The following is a 24,828-nucleotide window of genomic DNA, read 5'->3' as shown; positions in this document are numbered from 1 at the left end:
TATTCGCCGGCTTTTTTATTGCGCACTTGTCGTATTCAGTAGGTCAATCGTCCCTGCTTCACCAGCCACTCACGCACCAGGAACAGCGCACTGACATTTCTGGCTTCGCCGAAATCTGGCTCGTCCAGCAACGCCAGTAGGTTATTGAGCGGCCAGCGGTGCACAATCAGCGGTTCAGGTTCATCCCCTTCCAGCTTCTCTTCATACAACCCCTCAGCCACCACAATGTTCATTTTGCTGGAGAAGTAAGACGGAGCCATAGTGAGTTTACCCAGCGCTTCGAGTTTTCGGGCACCAAAGCCGGCTTCTTCTTTTAACTCACGGTCTGCGGCTTCAAACACGCTTTCGCCTGGGTCAATTAACCCCTTAGGAAAACCCAACTCATAGCTTTCCAGCCCCACGGCATATTCCTGAATCAGGATCACATCATCACCCAGAATCGGCACAATCATCACCGCTTCCCGGTTGGAAGGTTTCATACGCTCATAGACACGGCGTGCACCGTTACTGAAAGCGAGATCAACCGCTTCAATAGTAAACAAGCGGGAGCGGGCCACCGCTTCCACGTTGAGGATGTCAGGTTTTTTCATTGGAGTTTTCATATCAGCCTCAAACTTAGCACAGCCTTGTGAATCGCGATGACGCCAGCATACCGAAGCCCGCAGCAATGTGCGACACGCAGCGCAGGGAAAGCATCGTGACACACATTTGCTTACGCCTGCTAACAACTTATTGTTATCTATACACTTAAATTTTCACAATAAGTCAATGGGGTTTTGTTAAATTCAGAAAATACCGATATTTAATTGAGTGTCCTGTGGTTAACATCCCATTAAGGAATAATCTAATAAATTATAATTCAATGATTTTGCGCGTTATTTTATCTGAGTTTTTTCTTGTAAGAATGACTTATGCTCGCCAAAATTGACTGGTAATAATGGTTCCATCGGGAGCACATCGTAAACGTGAAGGCAGTTTTTTGGCTGGATTGAGCAAAGCATGAGCACTTTTATCACCATTCTGGCTGTCATGCTGGCCTGCTCTCTGATAGCAGGAATAGGTTATTGGTACGCTATGCGGCATCGTCCGCCGTTGGCGAAACCGCTGCCGTTTATAAGCCCCCCCTGCCGCAAACTCACTGATGAAGAACGTCATGCTGTTGAAGCGTACATTGCGTCCCTGGCGAAACAGCAAAAACAGAGTACTGCCCGCTCCTCAAAGAAGTCGCGTGAAACCAAATCCCTGACGCTCACGGCGCAGAGCAGCAATGTTTATCCTGTCACACGTTCCATCACTCGCTATGGTCTCTCAACGGATGATGCGCATCAATGGCGCTACTACCTCGATGAAGTGGAAGTGCATCTGCCACCGCTGTGGGAGCAGTACATTGCGGAAGAGAATTATGTTGAGCTGATCCGCACTCAAACGCTGCCGCTGGTGATCTCACTCAACGGTCACTCGTTAGTAAACTATGCCGTAGAACAACCCGCCTTGCCGCCGCTGGTGCGCTCAATGTCGACCAACGCCTCTATTCGTAAAGAGGAGAGCGAAAATGTCGAGTTGCTGCAAGTGCGTAAAGAGTCGCCGGAAGAGTACCGTCTATCGCGGCCGGATGGCACGCGCGAGGCCATTGTTATCTGCTTTGCCTTCCTGCTGTTCTTCCTCAGCCTGGTGCTGCCCGGAAGCCTGATGCTGTGGATTGCCCTGTCAGCCTGCGCAATGATTGCGGTTAGCTTGTGGTTCCTTTACCGCTTCCCGGGTGAAAAAGGGCTGCGCGATGTGCACTGCTTGCGCGGAGCACCGAAACGCTGGGGCCTGTTTGGTGAATCCAATCAGGAGCAGAGCAATATCTCGCTGGGCATTATCGATTTAATTTATCCCGCCCACTGGCAACCCTATGTGGCGCACGATTTGGGCCAGGTGACGGATGTCGACATCTATCTGAATCGGCAAGTGGTGCGACAGGGGCGTTTCCTCTCCCTGCACGATGAAGTTCGCAACTTCCCAGTTCAGCGCTGGCGCAAAAATCTGGTGCTGGCATGTGGTTCGCTGGTGCTGCTGGTGATGCTCTTTACCTGGATTCCGCTCAGTATGCCAATCAAGCTCAGCCTCGCATGGGTAAAAGGCACCGAAAGCATTGAAGTGAATAGCGTGGATAAACTCAACGCCCTGCCGCTGCACATCGGTGACAACCTGAAGGTGAGCGGAACCGGCATGTGTTCCGTACCGGGCAACTATCAAAGCAATCGCAGCTATGCGTATATGCCGTTCGATTGCTCAGCCATTTACTGGAATAACGCAGCACCTCTGCCGCAGCCGCAGTCGGATATCATCGATAAAGCTGCCGCTCTGCTTGATACCACCACACGTCAGCTGCATCCGGAAACCAACACCGATCCGAAACTCAACCCACAGCTCGCCTCCGCGATACAGAAATCGGGCATGATTCTGCTGGATGATTTCTCTGATTTAGTGCTGAAAACACAGGATCTGTGCAGCCAGCAGCAAGATTGCGTCCGGCTGAAAAATGCCCTGGTGAATCTGGGCAATGCTAAGGATTGGGATTCACTGATCCACCGCGCAGATTCCGGCAAGCTTAACGGCATGAACGTGCTGTTACGCCCGGTCAGTGCGGAAGCGCTGGAGAACCTGGTGAATACCGCGACCTCGACCTTCTTCTCGCGTGAAACCCGTCGTGCAGCAGAAAATCTGAATAGCCCACCACCGGGCGGCTTCCTGATAGTGAGTGATGAGGGTCGTCAGATGGTGAATCAGCCACAGCCTTCCGTGTCGCTGTTTGATCTTGATGCACCATCGCAATGGCGCGAATTACAACGCATGTCCGGCATGCTGTTGCACACGCCGTTTGCTGCCAACGGCATCATTACCAGCATCACCACTGACGCTAACGGCACACGCCACATTGCGTTGCACAATGAACCGGATGCGATGGCGCAATGGCGATACCTCGGTACCGCATTATTGATGCTGGTGCTGATCCTCTGCGGCGTCACCAATGGGCTACTGGCCCTGCGACGTGTGCATCGTAATCGCCTGCGCATGGTGGAAATTCAGCAGTATTACGACAAGTGCTTCAATCACAATCTGAGCACTATGCAGAGCGTGCGCTCACTGTTCTGAGCCCTTCCCTTCTGTGCTACCCTGTCGCCCTATTTTTTAGGGCGAGAGAGTATGACGATGACGCTAAACTGGTCCGGGATTGATACCGTGCTGCTGGATATGGATGGCACGCTGCTCGATCTCGCCTTCGACCGCCATTTCTGGTTGGAACACGTTCCTGAAACCCTGAGCCGCGAGCGTGATATCACGCTGGCCGAGGCACATCAGCTGATTCAGCAAAAGTATCAAGCCGTAGTGCATACGCTAAACTGGTATTGTCTTGATTACTGGTCGCAAGAACTGGCCTTGGATATCCGCGCCATGACATGGGAAAAACGTCACCGTGCCGCCATGCGCGAGGATACGTTGCCGCTACTCCAGGCACTACGTGCTGCGGGTAAACGCACCATTTTGCTGACCAATGCGCATCCGTACAACCTCGAGGTAAAGCTGGAGCAAACCGGTTTGGCTCCCCACCTTGATTTATTACTTTCTACCCATACCTTTGGGTATCCGAAAGAGGATCCACGTCTCTGGCAGGCCGTTCAGCAGCAAACTGCATTCGATAGCGAGCGCACGCTGTTTATTGATGACAGCGAAGCGATCCTCGATGCGGCGGCACGCTGGGGCATTCGCTGGTGTTTAGGCGTCAGCAATCCGGATTCCGGTCGGCCCGATCAATCTTTCCAGCGTCATGCTGCAGTGCGAGACTATCGCCAGTTGTGTGAAACGCTGCGTTAAAGCAGGAGCCGCAATGAAAGAAAAAACCAGCGAAGGTGTCCGCCTCGATAAATGGCTGTGGGCTGCACGTTTTTATAAAACGCGCGCGCTGGCTCGCGAAATGATCGAAGGCGGTAAAGTGCATTACAACGGCCAGCGTAGCAAGCCGAGTAAAACCGTGGAATTGCATGCCGAGTTAACGCTGCGTCAGGGCAACGATGAGCGAACGGTAGTGATCACCGCCATTGGCGATCAACGTCGCCCTGCTACTGAGGCGCAAGAGATGTATGCGGAGACCGCCGCCAGCATTGAGAAGCGTGAAAAAACGGCGCTGGCACGAAAAATGAATGCTCTGACCATGCCGCACCCCGATCGCCGCCCGGATAAAAAAGAGCGCCGCGATCTGATGAAATTTAAATTGTCGGGCGATGAATAACCGTCGCCCCAACGAGAGAAACACTATGTCTGTTCAAGATCAACTGCACCGTTACCTGTTCGAAAATGTCGCCGTTCGCGGCGAGTTGGTCAACGTATCCGAAACCTGGCGTGAGATTGTCAAAAACCACGACTACGCCGAACCGGTGAAAAACCTGCTGGGTGAATTGCTGGTCGCGACCAGCTTGTTGACCGCAACGCTGAAATTTGATGGCGACATCACCGTTCAGTTACAGGGCGATGGTCCACTGACATTGGCGGTGATCAATGGCAACAACAAGCAGGAATTACGTGGTGTTGCACGCGTGAAGGAAGATGCCGATATAACACCGGGTAGCAGCCTAAAAGAGATGGTGGGCAACGGCTATCTGGTCATCACCATTTCTCCGGAAAAAGGCGAGCGTTATCAGGGTGTCGTCGGTCTGGAAGCCGATACGCTGGCTGGCTGCCTGGAAGATTACTTCATGCGTTCTGAGCAGTTGCCAACTCGCCTGTTTATTCGTACCAGCGATCAAGGCGCCGCCGGTATTCTGTTGCAGGTACTGCCTGCACAAGAGCCGAGCCAGGATGATTTTAATCATCTGGCCACTCTGACCGAAACCGTGAAGAGCGAAGAGCTGATTGAGCTGCCCGCGACGGATGTGCTGTGGCGCCTGTATCATCAGGAAGAGGCCACGGTGTTTGATCCGACCCCGGTCAGTTTCAAATGCACCTGTTCACGCGAGCGCTGTGGCGAAGTACTGAACACACTGCCGGTTGAAGAAGTGGACGAAATCCTTGCAGAGGATGGCAAGATCGATATGCACTGCGACTATTGCGGTTCGCATTATGTTTACGATGCCGTAGACATCGCCGCGATTCGCAACGCACCTACAAATAACAGCGATCAATTGCACTAATTCCCCTACGGGCGGCATCGCCGCCCGCATTTCTGTCAGAAATTAACCCATCAACTTCCGCGTAATTTAACTAACTTACACTGACTTTAGTTTCTTAACTGGCAGAATTCACTGCTTGTCACGTTCCAGCTCGCATTTTTAACTCTCTTCACTTTTACGCCCTGCTCAGACGTGTACACTGCGCGCGATCTGCCCTGTCCGGCCATGCACGACAGGACGCAGACCCCCTCATAAAAATGCTATGAAGCATCGATCTAAGGAGCAGCCACATGCGCGTTCACGGCCTGACATCGCAAGACCTTGCCGCTTTGGGCATTAGCGGCACCACAGAAGTGGTGTACAACCCTGACTTTGATACGCTGTTTCAGGAAGAAACCCGCCCGGAACTTGAAGGTTATGCGCGAGGCACCCTGACGCAGAGCGGCGCCATTGCCGTGGATACCGGTATCTTTACCGGACGTTCGCCAAAAGATAAGTACATCGTGCGCGATGACACCACGCGTGACACCTTGTGGTGGAATGATGTCGGCAACGGTAAAAATGACAACCAGCCGTTGTCGCAGGAAACCTGGCAGGCGCTGAAAGATCGCTGCACCGCACAACTCTCTGGCAAACGTCTGTTTGTCATCGACGCTTTCTGCGGTGCGAATCCCGACACCCGCCTGAGTGTGCGTTTTGTGATGGAAGTCGCCTGGCAGGCGCATTTCGTCAAAAACATGTTTATCCGCCCTGATGAAGCCGAGCTGGCCTCCTTTAAGCCGGATTTTGTGGTGATGAACGCCGCGCAATGCACCAACCCGGACTGGCAGGCTCAGGGTTTACACTCTGAGAACTTTGTCGCCTTTAACCTCACCGAACGCATGCAGCTGATTGGCGGCACCTGGTACGGCGGCGAGATGAAGAAAGGCCTGTTCGCCATCATGAACTACCTGCTGCCGCTGAAAGGCATCGCGTCAATGCACTGCTCGGCGAACGTGGGTAAAGCGGGTGACGTAGCGGTGTTTTTCGGCCTGTCTGGCACCGGTAAAACCACACTGTCCACCGATCCCGATCGCCAGCTGATTGGCGATGACGAACACGGTTGGGACGATGATGGTGTCTTCAACTTCGAAGGTGGCTGCTACGCCAAAACCATCAATCTGTCGGAGAAAGCCGAGCCGGAAATCTATCGCGCCATCCGCCGCGATGCCCTGCTGGAGAACGTGGTGGTGCGAGCGGATGGCAGCGTTGATTTTGCCGATGCCAGCAAAACAGAAAATACGCGCGTTTCCTATCCCATTGAGCACATTGAAAACATCGTGCAGCCGGTATCCAAAGCGGGCCATGCGCAGCGCGTGATTTTCCTGACCGCTGATGCCTTTGGTGTACTGCCGCCGGTTTCGCGCTTAACGCCAGAACAGACCCAGTACCACTTCCTGTCGGGCTTTACCGCCAAACTGGCCGGCACCGAGCGTGGTGTCACCCAGCCAACGCCGACTTTTTCAGCTTGTTTTGGCGCGGCCTTTCTGACATTGCATCCAACGCAATATTCCGATGCGCTGGTGAAGCGTATGGAAGCGGCGGGTGCAAAAGCGTATCTGGTGAATACCGGTTGGAATGGCAGCGGAAAACGTATTTCACTGAAAGATACCCGCGCCATCATCAATGCGATTCTGGCGGGTGAGCTGGACGACGTAGCGATGGAAACGCTACCGGTATTTAACCTGCAGATGCCTGCGACCCTGGAAAAAGTCGATGATGCGATTCTGGATCCACGTCGCAGCTGGCCGGATGAAGCCGCGTGGCATGAGGCCGCGCAGGGTCTGGCGCAGCGTTTTGTCACCAACTTTGAGAAGTATACCGATAACGATGCCGGCAAAGCGCTGGTTCAGGCTGGCCCGCAGTTGTGAAGTGAATGAGCCGCCAAATGGCGGCTCATTGATACTCAGTCTTAAGCGGCGTGATTTTTCAACTGTGGTGCTGAGGGCTACGCAGCCAGTCGCGGATGCCTGCAGGCGAAACAGTCATCGCTCCACATTTATCTGAGCGAAGCGTTAACTGTGATGCGTGCTGACTAACGCCGTACCGTTATTCTCCGGTATCGGCAACCACGCGCGAATGCGCAATCCGCCATGCTCGCTCTCACCTATCTCCAGCGAGCCTTCATGCGCGTCGATAATACGCTGCACAATCGCCAACCCTAAGCCGGTGCCACTGGTGCTGCGTGCGCTATCGCCACGTACAAAAGGCTGGAACAGATGCTGAAGCTGATCGGGCTTAATACCCGGACCATCATCTTCCACCTGGAACCAGGCGCGATTCAGTTCCTGGCCGCTGCTGACTTTGATCCAGCCGTTGCCATAACGCGCGGCATTCACCACCAGATTCGCCACGGCACGCTTAATCGACAGCGGATTGATATCCAGCATCAACTCTTCCGGCATCACCGCATTCTCAATCTCACGCTCATAGCCGCTTTCCGCCGCCACCACTTCACCCAACACACTGTTGAGATCGGCGCGCTCGGTCTGCATCTCCTGCCCGGTGCGCAGATAGTCGATGAACTGCTCGATGATGGCGTTGCACTCTTCGATATCTTTATTGATCGACTCGGCCAGATAGCCATCCTGTTCACTCATCATCTCGGTGGCGAGACGAATGCGTGTTAAAGGGGTGCGCAAATCATGACTGACACCCGCCATCAGCAGCGTACGGTCATCGGCAAGCTGTTTGACGCCCGCCGCCATTTGGTTAAAGGCTCGCGTTACGGAACGCACTTCCGATGCGCCATACTCACGCAGCGGAGGAGGAATGATGCCTTTACCGACCTGAAGCGCTGCATGCTCCAGGTCGACCAGGGGTCGGTTCTGAATGCGGATAAACAGCCAGGCACCGCCGATCGCCAGCAACATAATCGCCAGGGTGTAGCGGAACAGTGGCGAGAAATCGCCCTGATGGATTTCAGTCAACGGCACACGCACCCAGATGTCTGGCGACAACCAGGTTTTCAGCCAGACCACGGGGGAATTCTTGTTAACCTCGACACGGACATCGGTCGGGCCACCCAGCTGTTGCGCCATCTGCTCGCTAAGGAATTCGTAATGCTGTGCCCAGCGCAGGCCACTCTCTTCTGCCGCTGCGTTGGTGTACAACGAAATACCCAGTTCACGATAAATTTCACGCCGGAAGGCAGGTGGCACTTCCAGTTGCGTGCCATCTTCCAGCTGCAGTCGATCGGTCATCAACATACGCACTTCGTAAGCGAGGACTTTATTGAACTGCTGCAAACTTGGAAGAATGGCGAAATTCAACACCACCAGATAGGTCGTTACCAGGCTGACGAACAGCAAGGTAACGATCAATAACAGGGTGCGGGCAAACGAACTGCGAGGAGAGAAGCGCAATCGCCTCATGCTTTACTGCCGTCCGGAACGAAGACGTAGCCAAGACCCCAAACGGTCTGGATGTAGCGTGGATGCGCCGGATCTTCTTCTACCATGCGGCGCAGACGGGAAATCTGCACGTCGATAGAACGTTCCATTGCACTGTATTCACGACCACGCGCCAGGTTCATCAGCTTATCGCGTGATAACGGTTCGCGCGGATGGCTCACCAGTGCTTTCAGCACTGCAAACTCACCGCTGGTCAGCGGCATTGGCTCATCTTCACGGAACATTTCACGCGTGCCGAGGTTCAATTTGAACTTACCGAAGGCGATAACCGCTTCTTCCTGTGAAGGCGCACCTGGCAATTCATTGGCCTGACGGCGCAGCACGGCACGAATACGGGCCAGCAGTTCACGTGGGTTAAACGGCTTCGGAATGTAATCATCAGCGCCGATTTCCAGCCCAACGATACGATCCACTTCTTCGCCTTTTGCCGTCACCATAATGATCGGCATCGGGTTGCTCTGGCTGCGCAAACGGCGGCAAATGGACAAGCCATCTTCGCCTGGCAACATCAGATCCAGCACCATTAAATGGAATGATTCACGAGTTAGCAGACGATCCATCTGCTCGGCGTTGGCGACACTGCGCACCTGAAAGCCCTGCTCGGTGAGATAGCGTTCGAGCAGTGCGCGCAAACGCATATCATCATCGACGACCAGAATTTTGTAGTTCTCTTGCATTGTTCAACTCCCAAAGGCGCCATTGCCTGAGTCAATATTGTGTAAAAAAGATGCCTGCATGTGACAGTTATTAATGGTTTATATTCTAGCCGAAATTGTTACAAAGCATATTAAACAGCAGCTTATATTTAATTTAAGCCCTGAAATGCGCGTTGTCTCCCGCTTTTTATCGGGGCTTTCCAGCCGCTTAGCGCTAATCCGAAAATTTACGCGGTTTTCTTTTCGAAAATGGATCACTGGGCCGAAGACCGCTCGTTATCACAGCATTTGGGGCCATTTGGCTTAAGTCGACAGGCCAGAATCATTCGATGGGCGATCATTCGCAGCATAATATCTGGCTCTTTTCGTTTTCAGTGCTCATCTGCTCTCGGAACAATACGCATCTCGCGCCAGATAATGCCAGTGTTAAATAAAGTCTGATTAATCAGACAGTAATCAGCACTTTCTTCCTGCACAACGATCTCAGAAACTGCAAGGGTTCCTGCTGATATTGCGCATCTTTGGAGAGAAAAAAATGAAAAAAACTGCGGTCTTGCTGAGTGTACTGGTGCTGGTCAGCCTTTCTCAGGCTCATGCGGCCACCAGCGCGGGTGAAGCGGCGGGAGCCGAGGCCTCCACTACCGCCAAAGGCAATTCAGACGCGATGGGTGTGGGTGCCGTGGGTGCACTGTTAGGGGTGGCACTGGCAACCATGGGCGGCGGTGACAAAGGCACCAGCAGCACATCGACCACCACCGCGACAACGCCAGGCAAATAATCCAAATCTTTCAGGCGCGGCAATGCTGCGGCGCTCCCCCCTTCTACGCCAGCCCATTTCGCCACCGGAGAATAAGTTGCACCCAAGGCTTTTTTACCCAAGCCATTATTCTCCGCCTCTTTTTTACTCTGGGTTCTTCACATACTCGATGCAGTTAACAAACCAGACTTTCTGTCCTTCCGGCGTATTCACCACGACTTCGTCATCCACCTCTTTTTTGATCAGCGCACGGGCCATCGGTGAATCAATGGAGATGTAATCCTTAACCGCATCGCCATAGATTTCATCCGGCCCCACAATGCGGAATCGCTTTGCATCACCCTGTTCATTTTCCACCTCAACCCAGGCACCAAAGAACACCTTTCCTTCCTGTTGCGGCGCATAATCGACAATTTTCAGATCGGCGAGGCATTTGCGCAGATAGCGCACACGGCGGTCTATCTGCCGCAACAGGCGCTTGTTGTAGGTGTAATCGGCGTTTTCTGAACGATCACCAAGGCTGGCCGCCCAGGAGACAATTTTGGTGATTTCCGGACGCTTCTCGTTCCACAAATAGTCGTGTTCGGCACGTAATTTGTTATAGCCTTCGCGGGTAATCAGTTGGGTTTTCATGACGTCTACTCGTGATAACAAGGTATCGTTACTGCAAAGAGGCCAACAATAAGCGACTGCTTTGCTCTCAGCAAGGTGTGCACAGCGATGTGCGCGCTGCATTCAGAAAAAGACGGATTCACCTGTCCCCGGCTGGCAATTTGCCGCCCCAATCCGTATAACTGTCCCCTGTTTTCCAACCCTGTGTAAGCATTGTTAATGATGATGAAAGATTCACTGAGCCAGATTATCGCAAGTGAGCTGAAGGCTCGCGCCGACCAGGTTGACGCCGCTGTAAGCTTGCTGGATGAAGGGAACACCGTGCCGTTTATCGCACGTTATCGTAAGGAAGTGACCGGTGGGCTGGATGATACCCAGTTGCGTCAGCTGGAGAGCCGCCTTGGCTATCTGCGTGAGCTGGAAGATCGCCGCCAGTCAATTCTGAAATCCATCGACGAGCAGGGCAAACTCACCCCAGAACTCGCCACGGCCATCAATGGCACGCTGAACAAAACTGAATTGGAAGATCTGTATCTGCCTTATAAGCAGAAACGTCGCACGCGTGGGCAGATCGCCATCGAAGCGGGCCTGGAGCCACTGGCTGAAACGCTATGGAGCGATCCTTCTCAGGAACCCGAGTCATTGGCTGCAAGCTATGTGAATGCGGATAAAGGCGTCGCCGATGTGCGCGCAGCGCTGGATGGCGCACGTTATATCCTGATGGAACGTTTTGCCGAAGACGCCACGCTGCTGGCAAAAGTGCGTGATTATTTGTGGAAAAACGCGCATCTGGTAGCGCGTGTGGTGGAAGGTAAAGAGGAAGAAGGCGCGAAATTCCGCGACTACTTCGATCACCACGAACCTCTCAGTACCGTTCCTTCTCACCGTGCGCTAGCGATGTTCCGTGGTCGCAATGAAGGCGTGCTGCAACTCTCTCTGAACGCCGATCCACAATTCGAAGAAGCGCCGCGCGAAAGCCACGGTGAAACGCTGATCGCCGATCACCTGCAACTGCGTCTGAACAATGCTCCGGCAGACAGCTGGCGTAAAGCGGTGGTGAGCTGGACCTGGCGCATCAAAGTGCTGCTGCATCTCGAAACCGAACTGATGGGCACCATTCGCGAACGCGCAGAAGATGAAGCGATTAACGTATTCGCCCGCAACCTGCACGATTTGTTGATGGCGGCTCCGGCAGGCATGCGCGCCACCATGGGCCTCGATCCGGGCCTGCGTACCGGCGTGAAAGTCGCCGTGGTGGATGCCACCGGCAAACTGGTGGCACATGACACCATCTATCCGCACACCGGGCAGGTGGCGAAAGCCGCATCGGTTGTGGCAGCACTGTGCATCCAACACCAGGTGGAGTTGGTGGCGATTGGTAACGGTACCGCTTCACGTGAAACCGAGCGTTTCTTCCTCGACGTGCAGAAGCAGTTCTCGCAGATCAACGCGCAGAAAGTGATTGTCAGTGAGGCTGGTGCATCGGTCTACTCCGCATCGGAACTGGCCGCGCTGGAATTCCCGGATCTGGATGTTTCCATTCGCGGCGCCGTCTCCATAGCGCGTCGCTTGCAGGATCCGCTGGCCGAGCTGGTGAAAATCGATCCGAAATCCATCGGTGTCGGCCAGTATCAGCATGATGTGAGCCAAAGCCAACTGGCGAAGAAGCTGGATGCGGTGGTGGAAGACTGCGTAAACGCCGTCGGCGTGGATCTGAATACCGCTTCAGTCGCCTTGCTGACGCGCGTGGCAGGCTTAACCCGCATGATGGCGCAGAACATTGTCACCTGGCGTGATGAGAACGGCCGCTTCCAGAATCGCCAGCAGTTGCTGAAAGTCAGCCGTCTTGGGCCAAAAGCTTACGAGCAGTGCGCCGGCTTCCTGCGCATCAATCACGGCGATAACCCGCTGGATGCCTCCACCGTGCACCCGGAAGCTTACCCGCTGGTCGAACGTATTCTGGCCGCGACTGAACAGGCGCTGAGCGAACTGATGGGCAACCCGGGTGGGTTACGAGATCTTAACGCGCGCGACTTCACCGACGAGCGTTTTGGTCTGCCAACCGTCACCGACATCATGAAAGAGCTGGAGAAACCGGGGCGCGATCCCCGTCCGGAGTTCAAAACCGCGCAGTTTGCCGAAGGCGTGGAAACGCTGAACGACCTGCTGCCGGGCATGATTCTGGAAGGCGCGGTCACCAACGTCACCAACTTTGGTGCTTTCGTGGATATCGGCGTGCATCAGGATGGTCTGGTGCACATCTCTTCACTGTCAGACAAGTTCGTCGAAGATCCCCATCAGGTGGTGAAAGCGGGCGATATCGTCAAAGTGAAGGTGATGGAAGTGGATATGCAGCGTAAGCGCATCTCCCTCACCATGCGTCTTGACGAACAGCCCGGCGAGAGCAATGCGCGCGGCGGCAATAATCGCAGCAGCGGCAAAGAGAATGCACGTCCCGCGGCCAATAACAAAGCACGCGGCAAGCCGGCTAATTCGCCAGCTGGCAATAGCGCGATGGGTGATGCACTGGCCGCCGCGTTCGGTAAGAAGCGCTAATTGCCTTACCAAATAGCACCTGAATTTATCACTTTGTAGCCATGTGCTCTGATGCTGTCCTATTAAGCATCAGAGCCTTTCCACTCTGGATTCTTTGCTCTAATAATAAGAAAAGCTAACGCTAATCTATTACCAGATATAGTAAAGAAACTCCTCAGCCTAAGGATCTTTTTGGCTGTTTTAGGAAAGAATCGGGAATTGTTGTGCCAGATAAATTGCAAGGCCAAATAATCACAAAAGAATTGAATGGTTAAACATGTAATTCTTGAGAGAATATAAATTAGAAAAATATGATTTACAGCACAGTAAGTTTACTTCTAATAGTGAAATATAGACCACTCAAAGGATGAATGGTAATAACAAAAGGACTTAAAATGACAAAGTCATACTATATAAAAAATGCTGCGTTAGGAATGCTATTATTTGTCATCACTACAGTAATTATGCGTGATGCAGCTATAGATATCAGCCAAAACTCCAGATTAATCTTTCTTGCAGTTTGTGGGATTCTATTTCCCTCTGCAAAATTCACTATCGAAAGTTTTGCATTGAAATTCACATCTAAAACCTTTTGGACCACTGGTTTTTTTGAAAATGACACGGGAATGCAAGGAATAAAAGCTATCTATTTTTTGATTTGCTTTACATTAGCCATTCCTCTAAGCATTCTATTTTTCATTATGAAGTTAAGTAAAGCCGGGAATCCCCCGGCTTAAACCTCTATTTAAAACCCATTTTAGAATTCAAATTATTGATCAATGAATTGTTAACTAAAGAACCAACGAGTGCCATTATGATTGCGTATCCGACAATGCCTACTCCAGTGCCGAGTATAATACTGAAAGCGAATGCAGTTAATGCGGCCGCCAATTTTCCTGCTACTAACTTCTCAAGTTTGACGATAACATTTCTCCAGTTATTAGTCTGAGTAGCCAATGCAATCTCCTTAATGACATCTATAAAGTCGGAAATTGCACCATAGAACCCTAACCCTCTACTAAATCGATTCAAATCTCGAGCAAACGTTACATAATCAATTTTTCTAACAGCATCCCCCAATTTTTTACGTTCTGCGCTGTTAAACTTAGATCCGTTCAAAACTTTGTATTGTTCAAAAGATTTTATTGCATCGTTGACACTTCTTAATTTCTTACCTTTTATTTCTTCAGTGAAGTACTGCGCATGAAACGATACCCTTGCACTAATCCGCTCTGATAAATTTTTATAAAAATCTGTTACCAGTCTTATACCATCCTGCAAATCAGAATATGATGGCTGTAATTTCCTAGCCTCCATGATAATTGACAATTCTAACTTGGCTTTTAATGTCGCTTGCCTCGCAGCGGTAATGCTAGTACCAGACTGAGTGGAGTTTGCTAAACGAGCATTTTTTTGAATAATTTTCTTCAACGCAGTAACGCGAGCATCAGATATATCTAAATTATAAGGTACACTACCTCCAGGAGCTGAATTATTTTGCTGCCCGGGGGAAAGTGTCGACTCTTCTGGATAACCTAAATTTACACCGTATGCATCTCCCAAGTTGTGTTTTGTTATGCCTATTAGCTCGCCGTTAATACCTAATGTATAACCTACAAATTCAGCAGGATTGATACCTAGTTTTTTGGCCTGTTTCTCGCCTATTTTCGGATTAACAGACAATCCACCACCATAAGCCTTCCCATTAGAAGAACTCCCTGCCCCGTTACCCGCATTGCCTTGGCTGCCACTATACCCAGTACCATTGCCGCGTTCAGAGCTCCAGTTGGTACCATCACCATATCCATTCATATACATCTCCTTAATGAAAAAAGTGTTGTGCTATATGTTTTCAATATTACAAGGTCTGGATGGTTTATCCACCCATAACAATCAAAACTCAATCATATTCAATTGAATGAGTAAAAATGGCAACCATCCTATACTTGTATTAATCCTTAATAACAAAGAAATAATAACGATCCTGGAAAGATAAATTTAAATATCACAGGGATGATGGCTCAGTCATTTAAATTAATAATTAACCAATGAAAGTAATAAAACTTAAAACCAAATCCATGATTGTTATTTTGCAAGCAGCTTATTAAAATCCACAAAAAGTAGTTGCCTATTATAACCCTTCCATTATGGTTGATTAAAACCAATGCGAACACATACAAGGAAGAATGATGATCATAATCATTGATGATTACGTTAATGCACTTTACGTCAATCGAAGGAACATTAAATTAACAAAAATGGAATACACTCTTTATTCAAACTTAATGAAAAATAAAAAAACAAAAAGCACAGTTGAAACATTAATAAGACAGACGTGGCCAAGGAGGTTTGAATCCATCACTCAGAACAATCTTTCTCAGTTAGCCTTCAAACTGAAAAGAAAATTATGTGATGCGGGCATTCTAACTACCATTACGGTATCACTTAAAAGCGGTTGCAAAATATCGCACTACAAACCCTGTTTGATTATCCGCGTAAAGACTTCTTTGGCATCAAGGCTTATCCAAAAAATCATTATTCATAAACCATTCAAAAATAATTAGACTTATCAATAAAAAATAATTGATATAATTTATAGTGCTGAAATGTAACCTGAATTGATTTTATCACCTGCCCAGTATCAGATATGAGCACTATCCTTTGTGCGGAATCAGCTCTGCTTCCGCACATATCAAGTTGATAAATCCCCTCATCCGTCTACGCTGAAAAAATCCGTGTGAAAAAATGACCTTCCGCGTGGCCCAACGTTCTGATGGACATAATCAACGCCCTACTTGATGAGATTTACGAAGGCCGCTTCCCCGTCGCCGCACGTGAGCGTCTGCTTTCCCACATTCGTGCAGCGCACGATACCGCTAAACTGCCGCGCAAAGCCCACTGGGACGAGAAGGATGTGGTGCTGATCAGCTACGCCGATCAGTTCCGTGAACCCGATCAGCCCACGCTCGCCAGCTTCTCGCACTTCTATCAGCAGCATCTGCAATCCACTTTCAACCTGGTGCATTTGCTGCCGTTCTTTCCCTATTCTTCCGACGATGGCTTCTCCGTGATTGATTATCACCAGGTGAATCCTCTCTGTGGCGAGTGGCAGCATATTGCGGCGCTGCACAGTGAAACCCGGTTGATGTTCGATTTTGTCTGTAATCATATGTCGGCGCACAGCCAATGGTTCCGCCACTTTTTGGCGCAGGATCCTGGCTGGGATGACTTCTTTATCAGCATGCCACCGGCCACCGATCTCAGCGCCGTGACGCGCCCTCGTACCTCGCCATTACTGACGCCGTTTGAGATGGCTGATGGTGAAACGCGCTTTATCTGGACCACCTTTAGCGCCGACCAAATCGACCTTAACTTTGCCAATCCTGACGTGCTGATTCGCATGGTGGGCGTATTGCTGGATTACCTGAACAAGGGCGCCGATTATGTTCGTCTCGATGCGGTGGGGTATATGTGGAAGACGCCGGGTACAAATTGCATTCACCTGCCGAAAACCCACCAGCTGGTGAAGCTGTTTCGCGCCATTTCCAACGAAGTGGCACCGGGCACAGTGATCGTCACCGAAACTAATGTGCCGCATAAAGACAACATCAGCTATTTTGGTAACGGGCACGATGAAGCGCAGATGGTGTATCAGTTTTCACTGCCGCCGCTGGTGCTCCATGCCATTCATTCAGGATCCGCACGCGCGCTGCGTCAATGGGCCAGCACGCTGGGCACCGGTAACGGCACCACCACGTTCTTCAACTTCCTTGCCTCGCACGATGGCATTGGCCTCAATCCTGCGCGCGGTATTTTGTCTGAAGTGGAGATCGTAGCACTGGTGCGAGATTTGGCGCTGGAAGGGGCGCTGGTGTCTTATAAAAACAATCCCGATGGCACCACCAGCCCTTACGAAATTAACGTCACCTATTTCGATGCTCTCAACCAGCAGAATGATGACGATGACACGCGCCTGCGCCGATTCCTGCTGGCACACGCCATTCTGCTCGCCTTTCCGGGCGTGCCGGCGATCTATATCCAAAGCATTCTGGGATCGCGCAACGACAATGAAGGCGTGCGCGCGGCAGGACACAACCGCGCCATCAATCGCCAGAAATACAGTTTGCGTGAAATGGAACAGTGGATCAGCGGCGATGACCCATTGCGTCAGCAGGTGTATGAACGACTCAGCGCATTGATCCAGCTGCGCACCCGCCAGAGCGCGTTCCATCCGGATAATGCGATGACGCTGCTGGAGAGTGAAAATACCCTGCTGATGTTGCGGCGACATCCGTCAGGCAGTGAAGAGGGCTTATTGTGCGTGTTTAATCTCAGCAGCCGGGAAGTGACCACGCATCTGCCGCAGGCGCGACATTATCAGGATGTGATCAGTGGCGAGAAAATCGATGGCAGCCAGCCAATGACGCTGGCTGCGTGGCAATTTATGTGGTTGCGTGGCTGATTATTTGTAAACATCCGCCGTGGCGCTGAACTTGCCATGTTCGCGGCCCGCAATCACCAGAAAGTATTTGCCGCCTTTCTCATCGGCCGCTTTGGAGAGTTCGCGCTTCGCATCCATCGGTGAGGTGGTCTCCGCCGTGGTGGTCACCGTACCGATTTTCTCCAGATTCATTTTCTGCACTTCTTCTTTAGTCACTTCCTTTGCGGCGAACGCTGAAAACGACACCGCACTCATCACCAGAGAAGCCACAGCCAATTTCATCATCTTCATAGCATTACCCTCATCCATTTTTTGCATTATTGGGATGTCAGCGGCCGCGAAGCACAACAGGCGAGATAGCAAAAGAACACACCGCGAAGCAGCTCAGCTCACGTCAAAAGTATTACCGCTGGTGAAAGAATTTCCACTGCCGCAACAGATTTAACAGGTAACCGCTTGGATGAACTCGATAATATGCTGGCAAAATGTGTCAGGATGCGAGACAAATGGCGCATGCGCCGCTTTTTCCATCACAATTGAAGGTGAACGCGGTAACGCTTCATCCAACTGCTTTGCAATTCGACGTGGTACTAATCCATCCAGCGATCCATACAAACGCATCAAGGGCATTGCCAACTGCGGCAGCTGCGCGCGCAGATCCACTTCGCGCAATATCTCCAGTCCACCTTCCAGCACCGCGACCGAAGGCATTGGCTGCGATAGCACCACATCTTTGAGCTGACGTGCATCCTGGCGCGCATTTTCCGTACCCATGGTTTGCAAGGCCAGGAAACGTTCTACGGTGCGCTGGAAATCATTGCTCAGCTGCTGCTGGAAGCTCTCCAGCGTCTCAGGCTTGATGCCCGGCCAATCCTTGTGCGCGGTAAAACAGGGCGACGACGCCACGCTAATCAGCGCGGTGACACGTTCAGGCTGCATCAGTGCAATCTGGCTGGCAACCAGTCCCCCCAGCGACCAACCGAGCAACACTGCACGCTCAGGAAGTTGCGGAAGCAGCTGTTGAGCCATGTCGGCTAAGGTCAGTGCACCAAATCCCTGGCTGCGGCCAAAGCCGGGCAGATCCACCAGGTGCAGACGAAAATGCGGGCTGAGTCGTGGAACAATGTTCTGCCACACTTCGGCATTCAATCCCCAGCCGTGCAGCAGCACAAGATCGCGATCGCCTGTGCCTGTGGTGTGCCAGTAAAGCGAACTCATCGGTTACACTCCCGAAAAGTGAAAAGAGGCCGCTATGCTATCAATCCCTGCCCTGTGTTGGCTATGCCGCCTGCCATTACAGATTGCCAGACACGGGCTATGCAGCCGCTGTGCGCAACAAATCCCGGCGCTGCCCGCGATCTGCCCCTGCTGTGCACTGCCGGCCAGCGGCACCCGATTGTGCGGCCGCTGTCTGCGTTGTCCACCGCCGTGGCACAGCCTGACTTGCGTGAGTGATTACCTGCCGCCGCTGAGCGATTGGGTCATCCAGCTGAAATTTTCTCGGGCAACCGCACTCAGAGTGATGCTGGCACGACTCCTTTTGTTAAAATTGTTAAATAGTCGCCGCGATAACCTTACGCCGCGCATTGATTTGGTGTTGAGTGTGCCGTTACATCGGCGTCGTGCCTGGCAGCGTGGCTATAATCAGGCTGAGCTGCTGGCAAAACCGCTGGCACACTGGCTAGGTTGTGAATATCGTGCGGGGGTGCGCCGCAGACGGCGGGGCTTGGTCCAGAATGCGTTGCGCGCTTCGGCGCGGAAAAAGAATCTGCGCGGGGCCTTTTCCCTTGAAATGCCAGTGCGCGGACGCCATATCCTGCTCATCGACGATGTGGTTACCACCGGAAGCACGGTGGCAGAAATCAGCCGCATTTTGCTGGCGCAAGGCGCGGCCAGCGTGCATATTGGCTGCCTGTGCCGTACCTTGTAGAGCGGCGGCGTTGGGCGTATTATAACCAAGTAATTTAGTCAACTATTGAGCAATCGCCATGATCGTTATTACTGATGCTGCGCAAGAGCACTTCTCAAAATTGCTGTCAAAACAAGAAGATGGCACACAAATTCGCGTATTCGTCATTAATCCGGGTACGCCAACCGCGGAATGCGGTGTTTCTTACTGCCCACCCGATGCAGTAGAAGCCACTGATACTGAAATGAAGTTCGAAAAGCTGTCAGCCTATGTTGATGAGTTGAGCGCGCCTTATCTGGAAGATGCTGAGATCGATTTTGTCACCGATAACCTCGGTTCCCAGCTGACGCTGAAAGCGCCAAACGCCAAGATGCGTAAAGTGTCTGATGATGCGCCAATGGTTGAGCGCGTGGAGTATCTGCTGCAAGCGCAGATCAACCCACAGCTGGCGGGTCACGGTGGTCGTGTATCCCTGATGGAAATCACCGATGACGGTTACGCGATTCTGCAGTTTGGCGGCGGCTGTAACGGCTGTTCAATGATCGACGTCACGCTGAAAGATGGCATCGAGAAAGAGTTGCTGGCAGCGTTCCCTGAGCTGAAAGGTGTGCGTGACCTCACTGAACACCAGCGCGGCGAGCACTCTTACTATTGATTTTCTTGCGGCAGCGCACCCGCGCTGCCGCAGATTTCTACCTCGCTTTGCGTCCGTCATTCACCGCTTTCAGAACTTGCTTCACGGCTTTGTCGGCAAACATCTCTTCCAGCGTGACACATAACTTGCGCTGCCAGTTGGGATACTCATCCACTGTGCCAGGCACGTTGACCGGCATTGTCATGCCGAGCCAATCTTCCGGCTGCAATCCCAGTAATGCGCTCTCCGTGCGGGCCAGGTAACGGTGCATCGCCACATTGATCGCCGGCGTCAGCGGTTGCTTCAACGCAGGTTGACGACTGCGAGCTGGCATGGCCCCCGCCTGCTGTAAGGCGTCCAGCAAAGCCTGCTTTTGTGCTGTGCGCTGTTGTTGCAGGGAGTGCAGCACGCTATCGCGATACATGCCAAGCTTTTCACCCAATGCCAAATCTTCCGCCTGCCAGAATCCGCTCAACGTGGGCAAATCATGAGTACTGGCACTGGCAATCGACTGTCGAGGATAAGCCGCAGGCTGGCGGTAGCGGCCATCGCGCTCCTGTTCGAAGAACAGCACTTTCCACGAGAAAATGCCGTGGCTGCGCATCATGCGAACGATGATCGGCGGCACAATGCCCAGATCCTCGCCGATCACCATGCAGCAATGGCGCTGACTTTCCAGCGCCAGAATCGCCATCAAATCGTCCACCGGATATGACACATAGGCGCCTTTGTCTGCTGTCTCGCCATACGGAATCCACCACAGCCGCAATAACGCCATCACGTGATCGATACGCAGCGCGCCACAATCACGCATATTGGCGCGCAATAAATCGATAAAAGGCTGATAGCCGCGCGCGCGCATCTCATGCGGATCAAGCGGCGGCAACGCCCAGTTTTGCCCCAATGGCCCCAGGCGATCCGGCGGTGCCCCCACCGAAGCACCCAGCTTATACAACTGCGGGTCCTGCCAGGTTTCTGCGCTGTGCTGCGCCACACCGACCGCCAAATCCCGGTACAATCCCACCGTCATGCCGAGCTGCTGGCTACGCTGCCAGCAGGCGGCAAATTGCTGCTGCGCCAGCCACTGCAACCAACACCAGAATTGAATCTCGTCCTCATGTGCAGCACACCACTGCTGAACTTCTGGCTGATGGGCATTGCGCCAGGTTTCCGGCCACGATGCCCACCCCCACTCCTTCTCCTGCTGAGCGCTGCGTTCTGCCAGAATGCCGTCAAACGCCGCCTGATAGCGCAGATGCTCGCCGCCCTCGGCGACAAATTGCAGGAATTCCTGCTCAGGCTGATAATGCTGCCAGGACAGGCGTAGCGCGGTGATTTTCAACTCAGCCACCGCTCGATAATCGACATAGTCAGTGGCGCGCGCGGCTTGCACAGCCTTGCGCGTTTTGGCGAGTTTCCACCAGCGCTGTGCTTCAGCGCTTTGAGCGAATGCCGCCACCTGATTAACGTCGATATACAGCATATTCAGCCAGCGACGCGAGGTGGGGCTATAAGGGCTGGCGTGGTCAGGCTGCGCAGGATAAAGCGCGTGTAGCGGGTTGAGGCCAACAAAATCGCCTCCGTGAGCGGCGATCTGCTCCAGCATTTGCGCAAGATCGCCAAAATCACCGATCCCCCAATTGCGATCGGATCGCAGCGTATAAAGCTGCACCAGCGCTCCCCAGCGTTTGTCGCCTTGCGCTAGCGGTTCGGATAAATAGCAGCGACGTGGCGCGATAATAATGCGCGAGTGCCACTGCTGACGTCCTTGCTGTAAGGTCAAACGGTGATACCCCTGCGGCAGACGCGGCGGCAATGTGAAGGTCTCGCCTGCCTGAAGCGTGCCGCTGTAAGTTTTGCCCCGTTCGGTCTCAAGCTGCCAGCTAAATTCGCCTTTGCCCTGCGGGCAACACTGACGCGGACGGCGCGGAGTGAAAACCAGCACCGGTGGCAGTGGTGGCGTTTTACCTTCCGGCGTATTCATCACCGCCAGCAGTGCACGTTTGGTGTCGTCGCTAATGCGCACCCGCTCACCGTTCGCATTGGTAAAATCTACCGCAATACCCGCTTCCTGCGCGGCCTGATCCAGTTTGCTGAACGTCATCACGTCTCCTTGGGTGCAGTGCGTATCAATACGTATCCGACGAAAACCTTATCGAAACCATGTCGAGCGGCCATCAATAGCGAGCTGGAAATCAGCGCGCGGCCTGCCAGATGCGTTGCTGGTAATCGCGAATCGAACGATCGGAACTGAATCGCCCGGTGCGCGCGGTGTTGAGAATCGCCGCTTTAGTCCAGGCTTCCGGGTTCTTCCACAAGGCTTCAACCTGTTGCTGCGCGTCGAGATACGCCTCGAAATCGGCCAGCACCAGCCAGGGATCGCCACCTTTGGTCAGGCTGGTGAGCAGCATATCGAATGCCTGCTTATCACCTTCGCTGAACTTGCCCTTCTCCAGATCTTTCAACAATCCATCCAGATACTTATTTTGCTTGCGCAGTTTTTTCGGGCTGTAACCGTTGGCTTTGAGCGCCTTAACCTCATCCACGGTATTGCCGAAGATAAAGATGTTCTTCTCGCCCACCGCTTCGGCGATTTCGACGTTCGCACCATCCAGCGTGCCAATGGTCAGCGCGCCGTTCAGCGCCAGCTTCATATTCCCGGTGCCGGACGCTTCATAACCGGCAGTCGAGATTTGCTCCGAGAGATCGGCTGCCGGAATCATCAACTCGGCGGCGGTAATGCGATAGTCAGGGATAAACACGACTTTTAACCGATCGCCGACTTTCGGGTCGTTATTGATCACCTCGGCCACTTTGTTAATGGCGTAGATGATGTTCTTGGCAAGGTAGTAGCCCGGCGCGGCCTTGGCACCGAACAGGAATACGCGCGGCACAAAGTCGGGGTTATCAGGATTGTCCCGCAGCTGACGATAGCAGTGCAGCATATGCAGCAGGCTGAGGTGCTGACGTTTGTACTCGTGTAGCCGCTTAATCTGCACATCGAACAGCGCATCAGGATTCACATCAATGCCGGTCACGCGTTTGATGTATACGGTCAGGCGCAGCTTGTTCTGCTGCTTGATGGTGCGGAACTGCTGACGGAAAGCTTTTTTACGCGCATAGGGCGCCAGCCACTCCAGCGCATCCAGATCGTTGGCCCACTCCACCTGCAACGTTTCATCAATCAGGTTCGACAGCAATGGATTGCACTGCTTCAACCAGCGGCGCGGCGTGATGCCATTGGTCACATTATGGAATTTGTTTGGCCACAGAAGGTGGTATTCCGGGAACAGATCCTTCACCACCAGCTCAGAGTGCAGCGCAGCCACGCCATTCACGGCGAAACAGCTCACCACACACAGGTTCGCCATACGCACCTGTCCATCAGCCACCACCGCCAGCTTTTGCCATGTCGCGCTATCGCCGGGCCACTGCTTCTTGACGATTTTTTTCAGACGCTGGTTAATTTCGCGGATGATCAGCATATGGCGCGGCAGCAGATCGCGCACCAGCGACTCATCCCAACGCTCCAGCGCTTCCGGCATCAAGGTGTGATTGGTATAGGCGAAAACGCGGCTGGTGATGTGCCAGGCTTCATCCCAACTCAACTGATGCTCATCCAGCAGGATACGCAGCATCTCCGGGATGGCGATAGTGGGATGCGTGTCGTTGAGCTGGATGACTTCAAAATCGGGCAAGGTGTGGATCGAGCGCCCGGCAAGATGGTGGCGGCGCAGAATATCGCCCACCGCACACGCGCACTGGAAATATTGCTGCATCAGGCGCAGGCGTTTACCTTCTGCGTGATTATCGTTGGGATACAGCACCTTGGTGAGTTTGTCAGCATCAATGCCGGGCTGTTCGGCCTGCAGGAACTTGCCATCATTGAACAGGGTGAGATCGAACGGATGCACGCTGCTGGCTTGCCACAAACGTAACGGCAGCGTCACACCATTACGGTAGCCGACAACCGGCAAATCCCAGGCTTCACCTTTAAGCTGAAATTTAGGTCGCCACTGTAGCGAGCCATCGCTGTTTTTCTTCACTTTGCCGCCGATGCCAACCTGCACATCCTGTGCGGCGTTATGGCGAAACCACGGATAACTGTTGCGCTGCCAGTCGTCTGGCGCCTCTTTTTGCTGGCCATCGTCAAAGGTCTGGCGGAACAAACCGTACTGATAATTAAGGCCATGTCCCATCGCGGCCTGCCCGACAGTGGCCATCGAGTCCATGTAACACGCGGCCAGGCGCCCCAATCCACCGTTGCCAAGCGCCGGATCCACCTCTTCCTCCAGCAACTCACTGAGTTCTACCTGATGCGCGGCCAGCGCTTCCTTCACCTCGTCGTACCAACCCAGATTCAGCAAGTTGTTGCCGGTCAGGCGGCCGATAAGAAACTCCATCGACAGATAGTTCACATGGCGTTGGCCTGCGCGCGGTGTGGCGGGCGGCTGCGTGGCGAGCATCTCGGTCAGCACACGGCTTAATGCCTGCCACCACTGATGCGGTGTCATTTGCTGGGCGGAGGTGAGTCCAAGGTGCTGCCATTGGCGGGTAAGTGCGGCGTCGAAACGTGTTTTATTAAATTTTTGCTGCGACATATCAATCCCTTCGAGTCCGTTAACGGTAAAGACGGGCGAGCGCATAACCAGAAAGGATAAGTAAAGCCGGGGGCGAAG

The 24,828-nt window shown here is 52.8% G+C and carries 20 protein-coding genes; 11 read left to right on the top strand and 9 right to left on the bottom strand.

Annotated elements, in window-relative coordinates; all coding sequences use genetic code 11:
* Positions 1-35: 35 nt before the first annotated feature.
* Positions 36-602: an ADP compounds hydrolase NudE gene (gene nudE, locus JK231_RS18745; RefSeq protein ID WP_211729238.1), complete on the bottom strand. Its 567-nt coding sequence runs from the start codon at positions 600-602 to the stop codon at positions 36-38.
* Between the two features lie 397 nt (positions 603-999).
* Between nudE and JK231_RS18740 the strand changes: the two genes are divergently transcribed.
* From JK231_RS18740 to pckA, 5 genes are all read left to right on the top strand, one after another.
* The gene (locus JK231_RS18740; protein ID WP_211729237.1) at positions 1,000-3,141 is read left to right on the top strand and encodes an intracellular growth attenuator family protein; all 2,142 of its coding nucleotides are present in this window, start codon (positions 1,000-1,002) and stop codon (positions 3,139-3,141) included.
* Positions 3,142-3,192: 51 nt separating this feature from the next.
* A complete protein-coding gene (gene yrfG, locus JK231_RS18735; protein WP_038644273.1) occupies positions 3,193-3,861 on the top strand; it encodes a GMP/IMP nucleotidase in 669 nt (222 codons plus the stop codon).
* Positions 3,862-3,874: 13 nt separating this feature from the next.
* A complete protein-coding gene (gene hslR, locus JK231_RS18730) occupies positions 3,875-4,276 on the top strand; it encodes a ribosome-associated heat shock protein Hsp15 (protein ID WP_160833813.1) in 402 nt (133 codons plus the stop codon).
* 25 nt (positions 4,277-4,301) lie between these two features.
* Positions 4,302-5,174: an Hsp33 family molecular chaperone HslO gene (gene hslO / locus JK231_RS18725; RefSeq protein ID WP_211729236.1), complete on the top strand. Its 873-nt coding sequence runs from the start codon at positions 4,302-4,304 to the stop codon at positions 5,172-5,174.
* A gap of 269 nt (positions 5,175-5,443) precedes the next feature.
* A complete protein-coding gene (gene pckA / locus JK231_RS18720; protein WP_211729235.1) occupies positions 5,444-7,063 on the top strand; it encodes a phosphoenolpyruvate carboxykinase (ATP) in 1,620 nt (539 codons plus the stop codon).
* 144 nt (positions 7,064-7,207) lie between these two features.
* Here pckA and envZ read toward each other — a convergent pair whose 3' ends face one another.
* Entirely contained in the window at positions 7,208-8,566 is a 1,359-nt protein-coding gene (envZ, locus tag JK231_RS18715; protein ID WP_058960579.1) for a two-component system sensor histidine kinase EnvZ, read from the bottom strand.
* Entirely contained in the window at positions 8,563-9,282 is a 720-nt protein-coding gene (gene ompR, locus JK231_RS18710; RefSeq protein WP_001157751.1) for a two-component system response regulator OmpR, read from the bottom strand. Before ompR ends, envZ begins: the two co-directional genes overlap by 4 nt.
* A gap of 514 nt (positions 9,283-9,796) precedes the next feature.
* Between ompR and yjbE the strand changes: the two genes are divergently transcribed.
* A complete protein-coding gene (gene yjbE, locus JK231_RS18705) occupies positions 9,797-10,039 on the top strand; it encodes an exopolysaccharide production protein YjbE (protein WP_097119379.1) in 243 nt (80 codons plus the stop codon).
* 123 nt (positions 10,040-10,162) lie between these two features.
* Here yjbE and greB read toward each other — a convergent pair whose 3' ends face one another.
* On the bottom strand, positions 10,163-10,651 hold the full coding sequence (greB, locus tag JK231_RS18700) for a transcription elongation factor GreB (RefSeq protein ID WP_160833810.1): 489 nt from the start codon (positions 10,649-10,651) through the stop codon (positions 10,163-10,165).
* Between the two features lie 204 nt (positions 10,652-10,855).
* Here greB and JK231_RS18695 point away from each other — a divergent pair, with 204 nt between their 5' ends.
* Both JK231_RS18695 and JK231_RS18690 read left to right on the top strand, forming a co-directional pair.
* Entirely contained in the window at positions 10,856-13,186 is a 2,331-nt protein-coding gene (locus tag JK231_RS18695; protein WP_211729252.1) for a Tex family protein, read from the top strand.
* A 374-nt stretch (positions 13,187-13,560) separates the two neighbouring features.
* A complete protein-coding gene (locus JK231_RS18690) occupies positions 13,561-13,902 on the top strand; it encodes a colicin E1 family microcin immunity protein (RefSeq protein WP_211729234.1) in 342 nt (113 codons plus the stop codon).
* Positions 13,903-13,906: 4 nt separating this feature from the next.
* Here JK231_RS18690 and JK231_RS18685 read toward each other — a convergent pair whose 3' ends face one another.
* Positions 13,907-14,977, bottom strand: coding sequence for a colicin-like pore-forming protein (locus tag JK231_RS18685; protein ID WP_211729233.1), 1,071 nt, complete (start codon positions 14,975-14,977; stop codon positions 13,907-13,909).
* A gap of 961 nt (positions 14,978-15,938) precedes the next feature.
* Between JK231_RS18685 and JK231_RS18675 the strand changes: the two genes are divergently transcribed.
* Positions 15,939-17,627 carry an alpha-amylase family glycosyl hydrolase gene (locus JK231_RS18675; RefSeq protein WP_211729231.1) on the top strand — a complete coding sequence of 563 codons (1,689 nt, stop codon included), beginning with the start codon at positions 15,939-15,941 and terminating at the stop codon, positions 17,625-17,627.
* Here JK231_RS18675 and JK231_RS18670 read toward each other — a convergent pair whose 3' ends face one another.
* Both JK231_RS18670 and bioH read right to left on the bottom strand, forming a co-directional pair.
* A complete protein-coding gene (locus JK231_RS18670; RefSeq protein WP_160833808.1) occupies positions 17,628-17,897 on the bottom strand; it encodes a DUF1471 domain-containing protein in 270 nt (89 codons plus the stop codon).
* Between the two features lie 150 nt (positions 17,898-18,047).
* Positions 18,048-18,824: a pimeloyl-ACP methyl ester esterase BioH gene (bioH, locus tag JK231_RS18665; RefSeq protein ID WP_211729230.1), complete on the bottom strand. Its 777-nt coding sequence runs from the start codon at positions 18,822-18,824 to the stop codon at positions 18,048-18,050.
* Between the two features lie 34 nt (positions 18,825-18,858).
* Between bioH and JK231_RS18660 the strand changes: the two genes are divergently transcribed.
* Positions 18,859-19,536, top strand: a complete 678-nt coding sequence (locus tag JK231_RS18660) for a phosphoribosyltransferase family protein (RefSeq protein ID WP_211729229.1) — start codon at positions 18,859-18,861, stop codon at positions 19,534-19,536.
* Between the two features lie 58 nt (positions 19,537-19,594).
* On the top strand, positions 19,595-20,170 hold the full coding sequence (gene nfuA, locus JK231_RS18655) for a Fe-S biogenesis protein NfuA (RefSeq protein ID WP_034819678.1): 576 nt from the start codon (positions 19,595-19,597) through the stop codon (positions 20,168-20,170).
* Positions 20,171-20,207: 37 nt separating this feature from the next.
* Here the strand turns inward: nfuA and malQ are convergent, their stop codons facing one another.
* Together malQ and malP are read right to left on the bottom strand one after the other, a co-directional pair.
* Positions 20,208-22,253 carry a 4-alpha-glucanotransferase gene (malQ, locus tag JK231_RS18650; RefSeq protein ID WP_211729228.1) on the bottom strand — a complete coding sequence of 682 codons (2,046 nt, stop codon included), beginning with the start codon at positions 22,251-22,253 and terminating at the stop codon, positions 20,208-20,210.
* Positions 22,254-22,344: 91 nt separating this feature from the next.
* On the bottom strand, positions 22,345-24,750 hold the full coding sequence (malP, locus tag JK231_RS18645) for a maltodextrin phosphorylase (RefSeq protein ID WP_211729227.1): 2,406 nt from the start codon (positions 24,748-24,750) through the stop codon (positions 22,345-22,347).
* Between the last annotated feature and the right edge of the window lie 78 nt (positions 24,751-24,828).

Source organism: Pantoea sp. JGM49, from assembly GCF_018257655.1.
Taxonomy (GTDB): domain Bacteria; phylum Pseudomonadota; class Gammaproteobacteria; order Enterobacterales; family Enterobacteriaceae; genus Pantoea; species Pantoea communis.
This window is presented reverse-complemented; position numbering and strand designations above follow the sequence as displayed.

Coding starts and splice junctions, on each gene's coding strand:
- malQ (WP_211729228.1), bottom strand. CDS start 22,253: ATGACGTTCAGCAAACTGGATCAGGCCGCGCAGGAAGCGGGTATTGCG.
- JK231_RS18685 (WP_211729233.1), bottom strand. CDS start 14,977: ATGAATGGATATGGTGATGGTACCAACTGGAGCTCTGAACGCGGCAAT.
- malP (WP_211729227.1), bottom strand. CDS start 24,750: ATGTCGCAGCAAAAATTTAATAAAACACGTTTCGACGCCGCACTTACC.
- envZ (WP_058960579.1), bottom strand. CDS start 8,566: ATGAGGCGATTGCGCTTCTCTCCTCGCAGTTCGTTTGCCCGCACCCTG.
- JK231_RS18695 (WP_211729252.1), top strand. CDS start 10,856: ATGAAAGATTCACTGAGCCAGATTATCGCAAGTGAGCTGAAGGCTCGC.
- JK231_RS18670 (WP_160833808.1), bottom strand. CDS start 17,897: ATGAAGATGATGAAATTGGCTGTGGCTTCTCTGGTGATGAGTGCGGTG.
- hslO (WP_211729236.1), top strand. CDS start 4,302: ATGTCTGTTCAAGATCAACTGCACCGTTACCTGTTCGAAAATGTCGCC.
- greB (WP_160833810.1), bottom strand. CDS start 10,651: ATGAAAACCCAACTGATTACCCGCGAAGGCTATAACAAATTACGTGCC.
- JK231_RS18660 (WP_211729229.1), top strand. CDS start 18,859: ATGCTATCAATCCCTGCCCTGTGTTGGCTATGCCGCCTGCCATTACAG.
- JK231_RS18675 (WP_211729231.1), top strand. CDS start 15,939: ATGGACATAATCAACGCCCTACTTGATGAGATTTACGAAGGCCGCTTC.
- JK231_RS18740 (WP_211729237.1), top strand. CDS start 1,000: ATGAGCACTTTTATCACCATTCTGGCTGTCATGCTGGCCTGCTCTCTG.
- yjbE (WP_097119379.1), top strand. CDS start 9,797: ATGAAAAAAACTGCGGTCTTGCTGAGTGTACTGGTGCTGGTCAGCCTT.
- yrfG (WP_038644273.1), top strand. CDS start 3,193: ATGACGATGACGCTAAACTGGTCCGGGATTGATACCGTGCTGCTGGAT.
- bioH (WP_211729230.1), bottom strand. CDS start 18,824: ATGAGTTCGCTTTACTGGCACACCACAGGCACAGGCGATCGCGATCTT.
- nudE (WP_211729238.1), bottom strand. CDS start 602: ATGAAAACTCCAATGAAAAAACCTGACATCCTCAACGTGGAAGCGGTG.
- nfuA (WP_034819678.1), top strand. CDS start 19,595: ATGATCGTTATTACTGATGCTGCGCAAGAGCACTTCTCAAAATTGCTG.
- JK231_RS18690 (WP_211729234.1), top strand. CDS start 13,561: ATGACAAAGTCATACTATATAAAAAATGCTGCGTTAGGAATGCTATTA.
- pckA (WP_211729235.1), top strand. CDS start 5,444: ATGCGCGTTCACGGCCTGACATCGCAAGACCTTGCCGCTTTGGGCATT.
- hslR (WP_160833813.1), top strand. CDS start 3,875: ATGAAAGAAAAAACCAGCGAAGGTGTCCGCCTCGATAAATGGCTGTGG.
- ompR (WP_001157751.1), bottom strand. CDS start 9,282: ATGCAAGAGAACTACAAAATTCTGGTCGTCGATGATGATATGCGTTTG.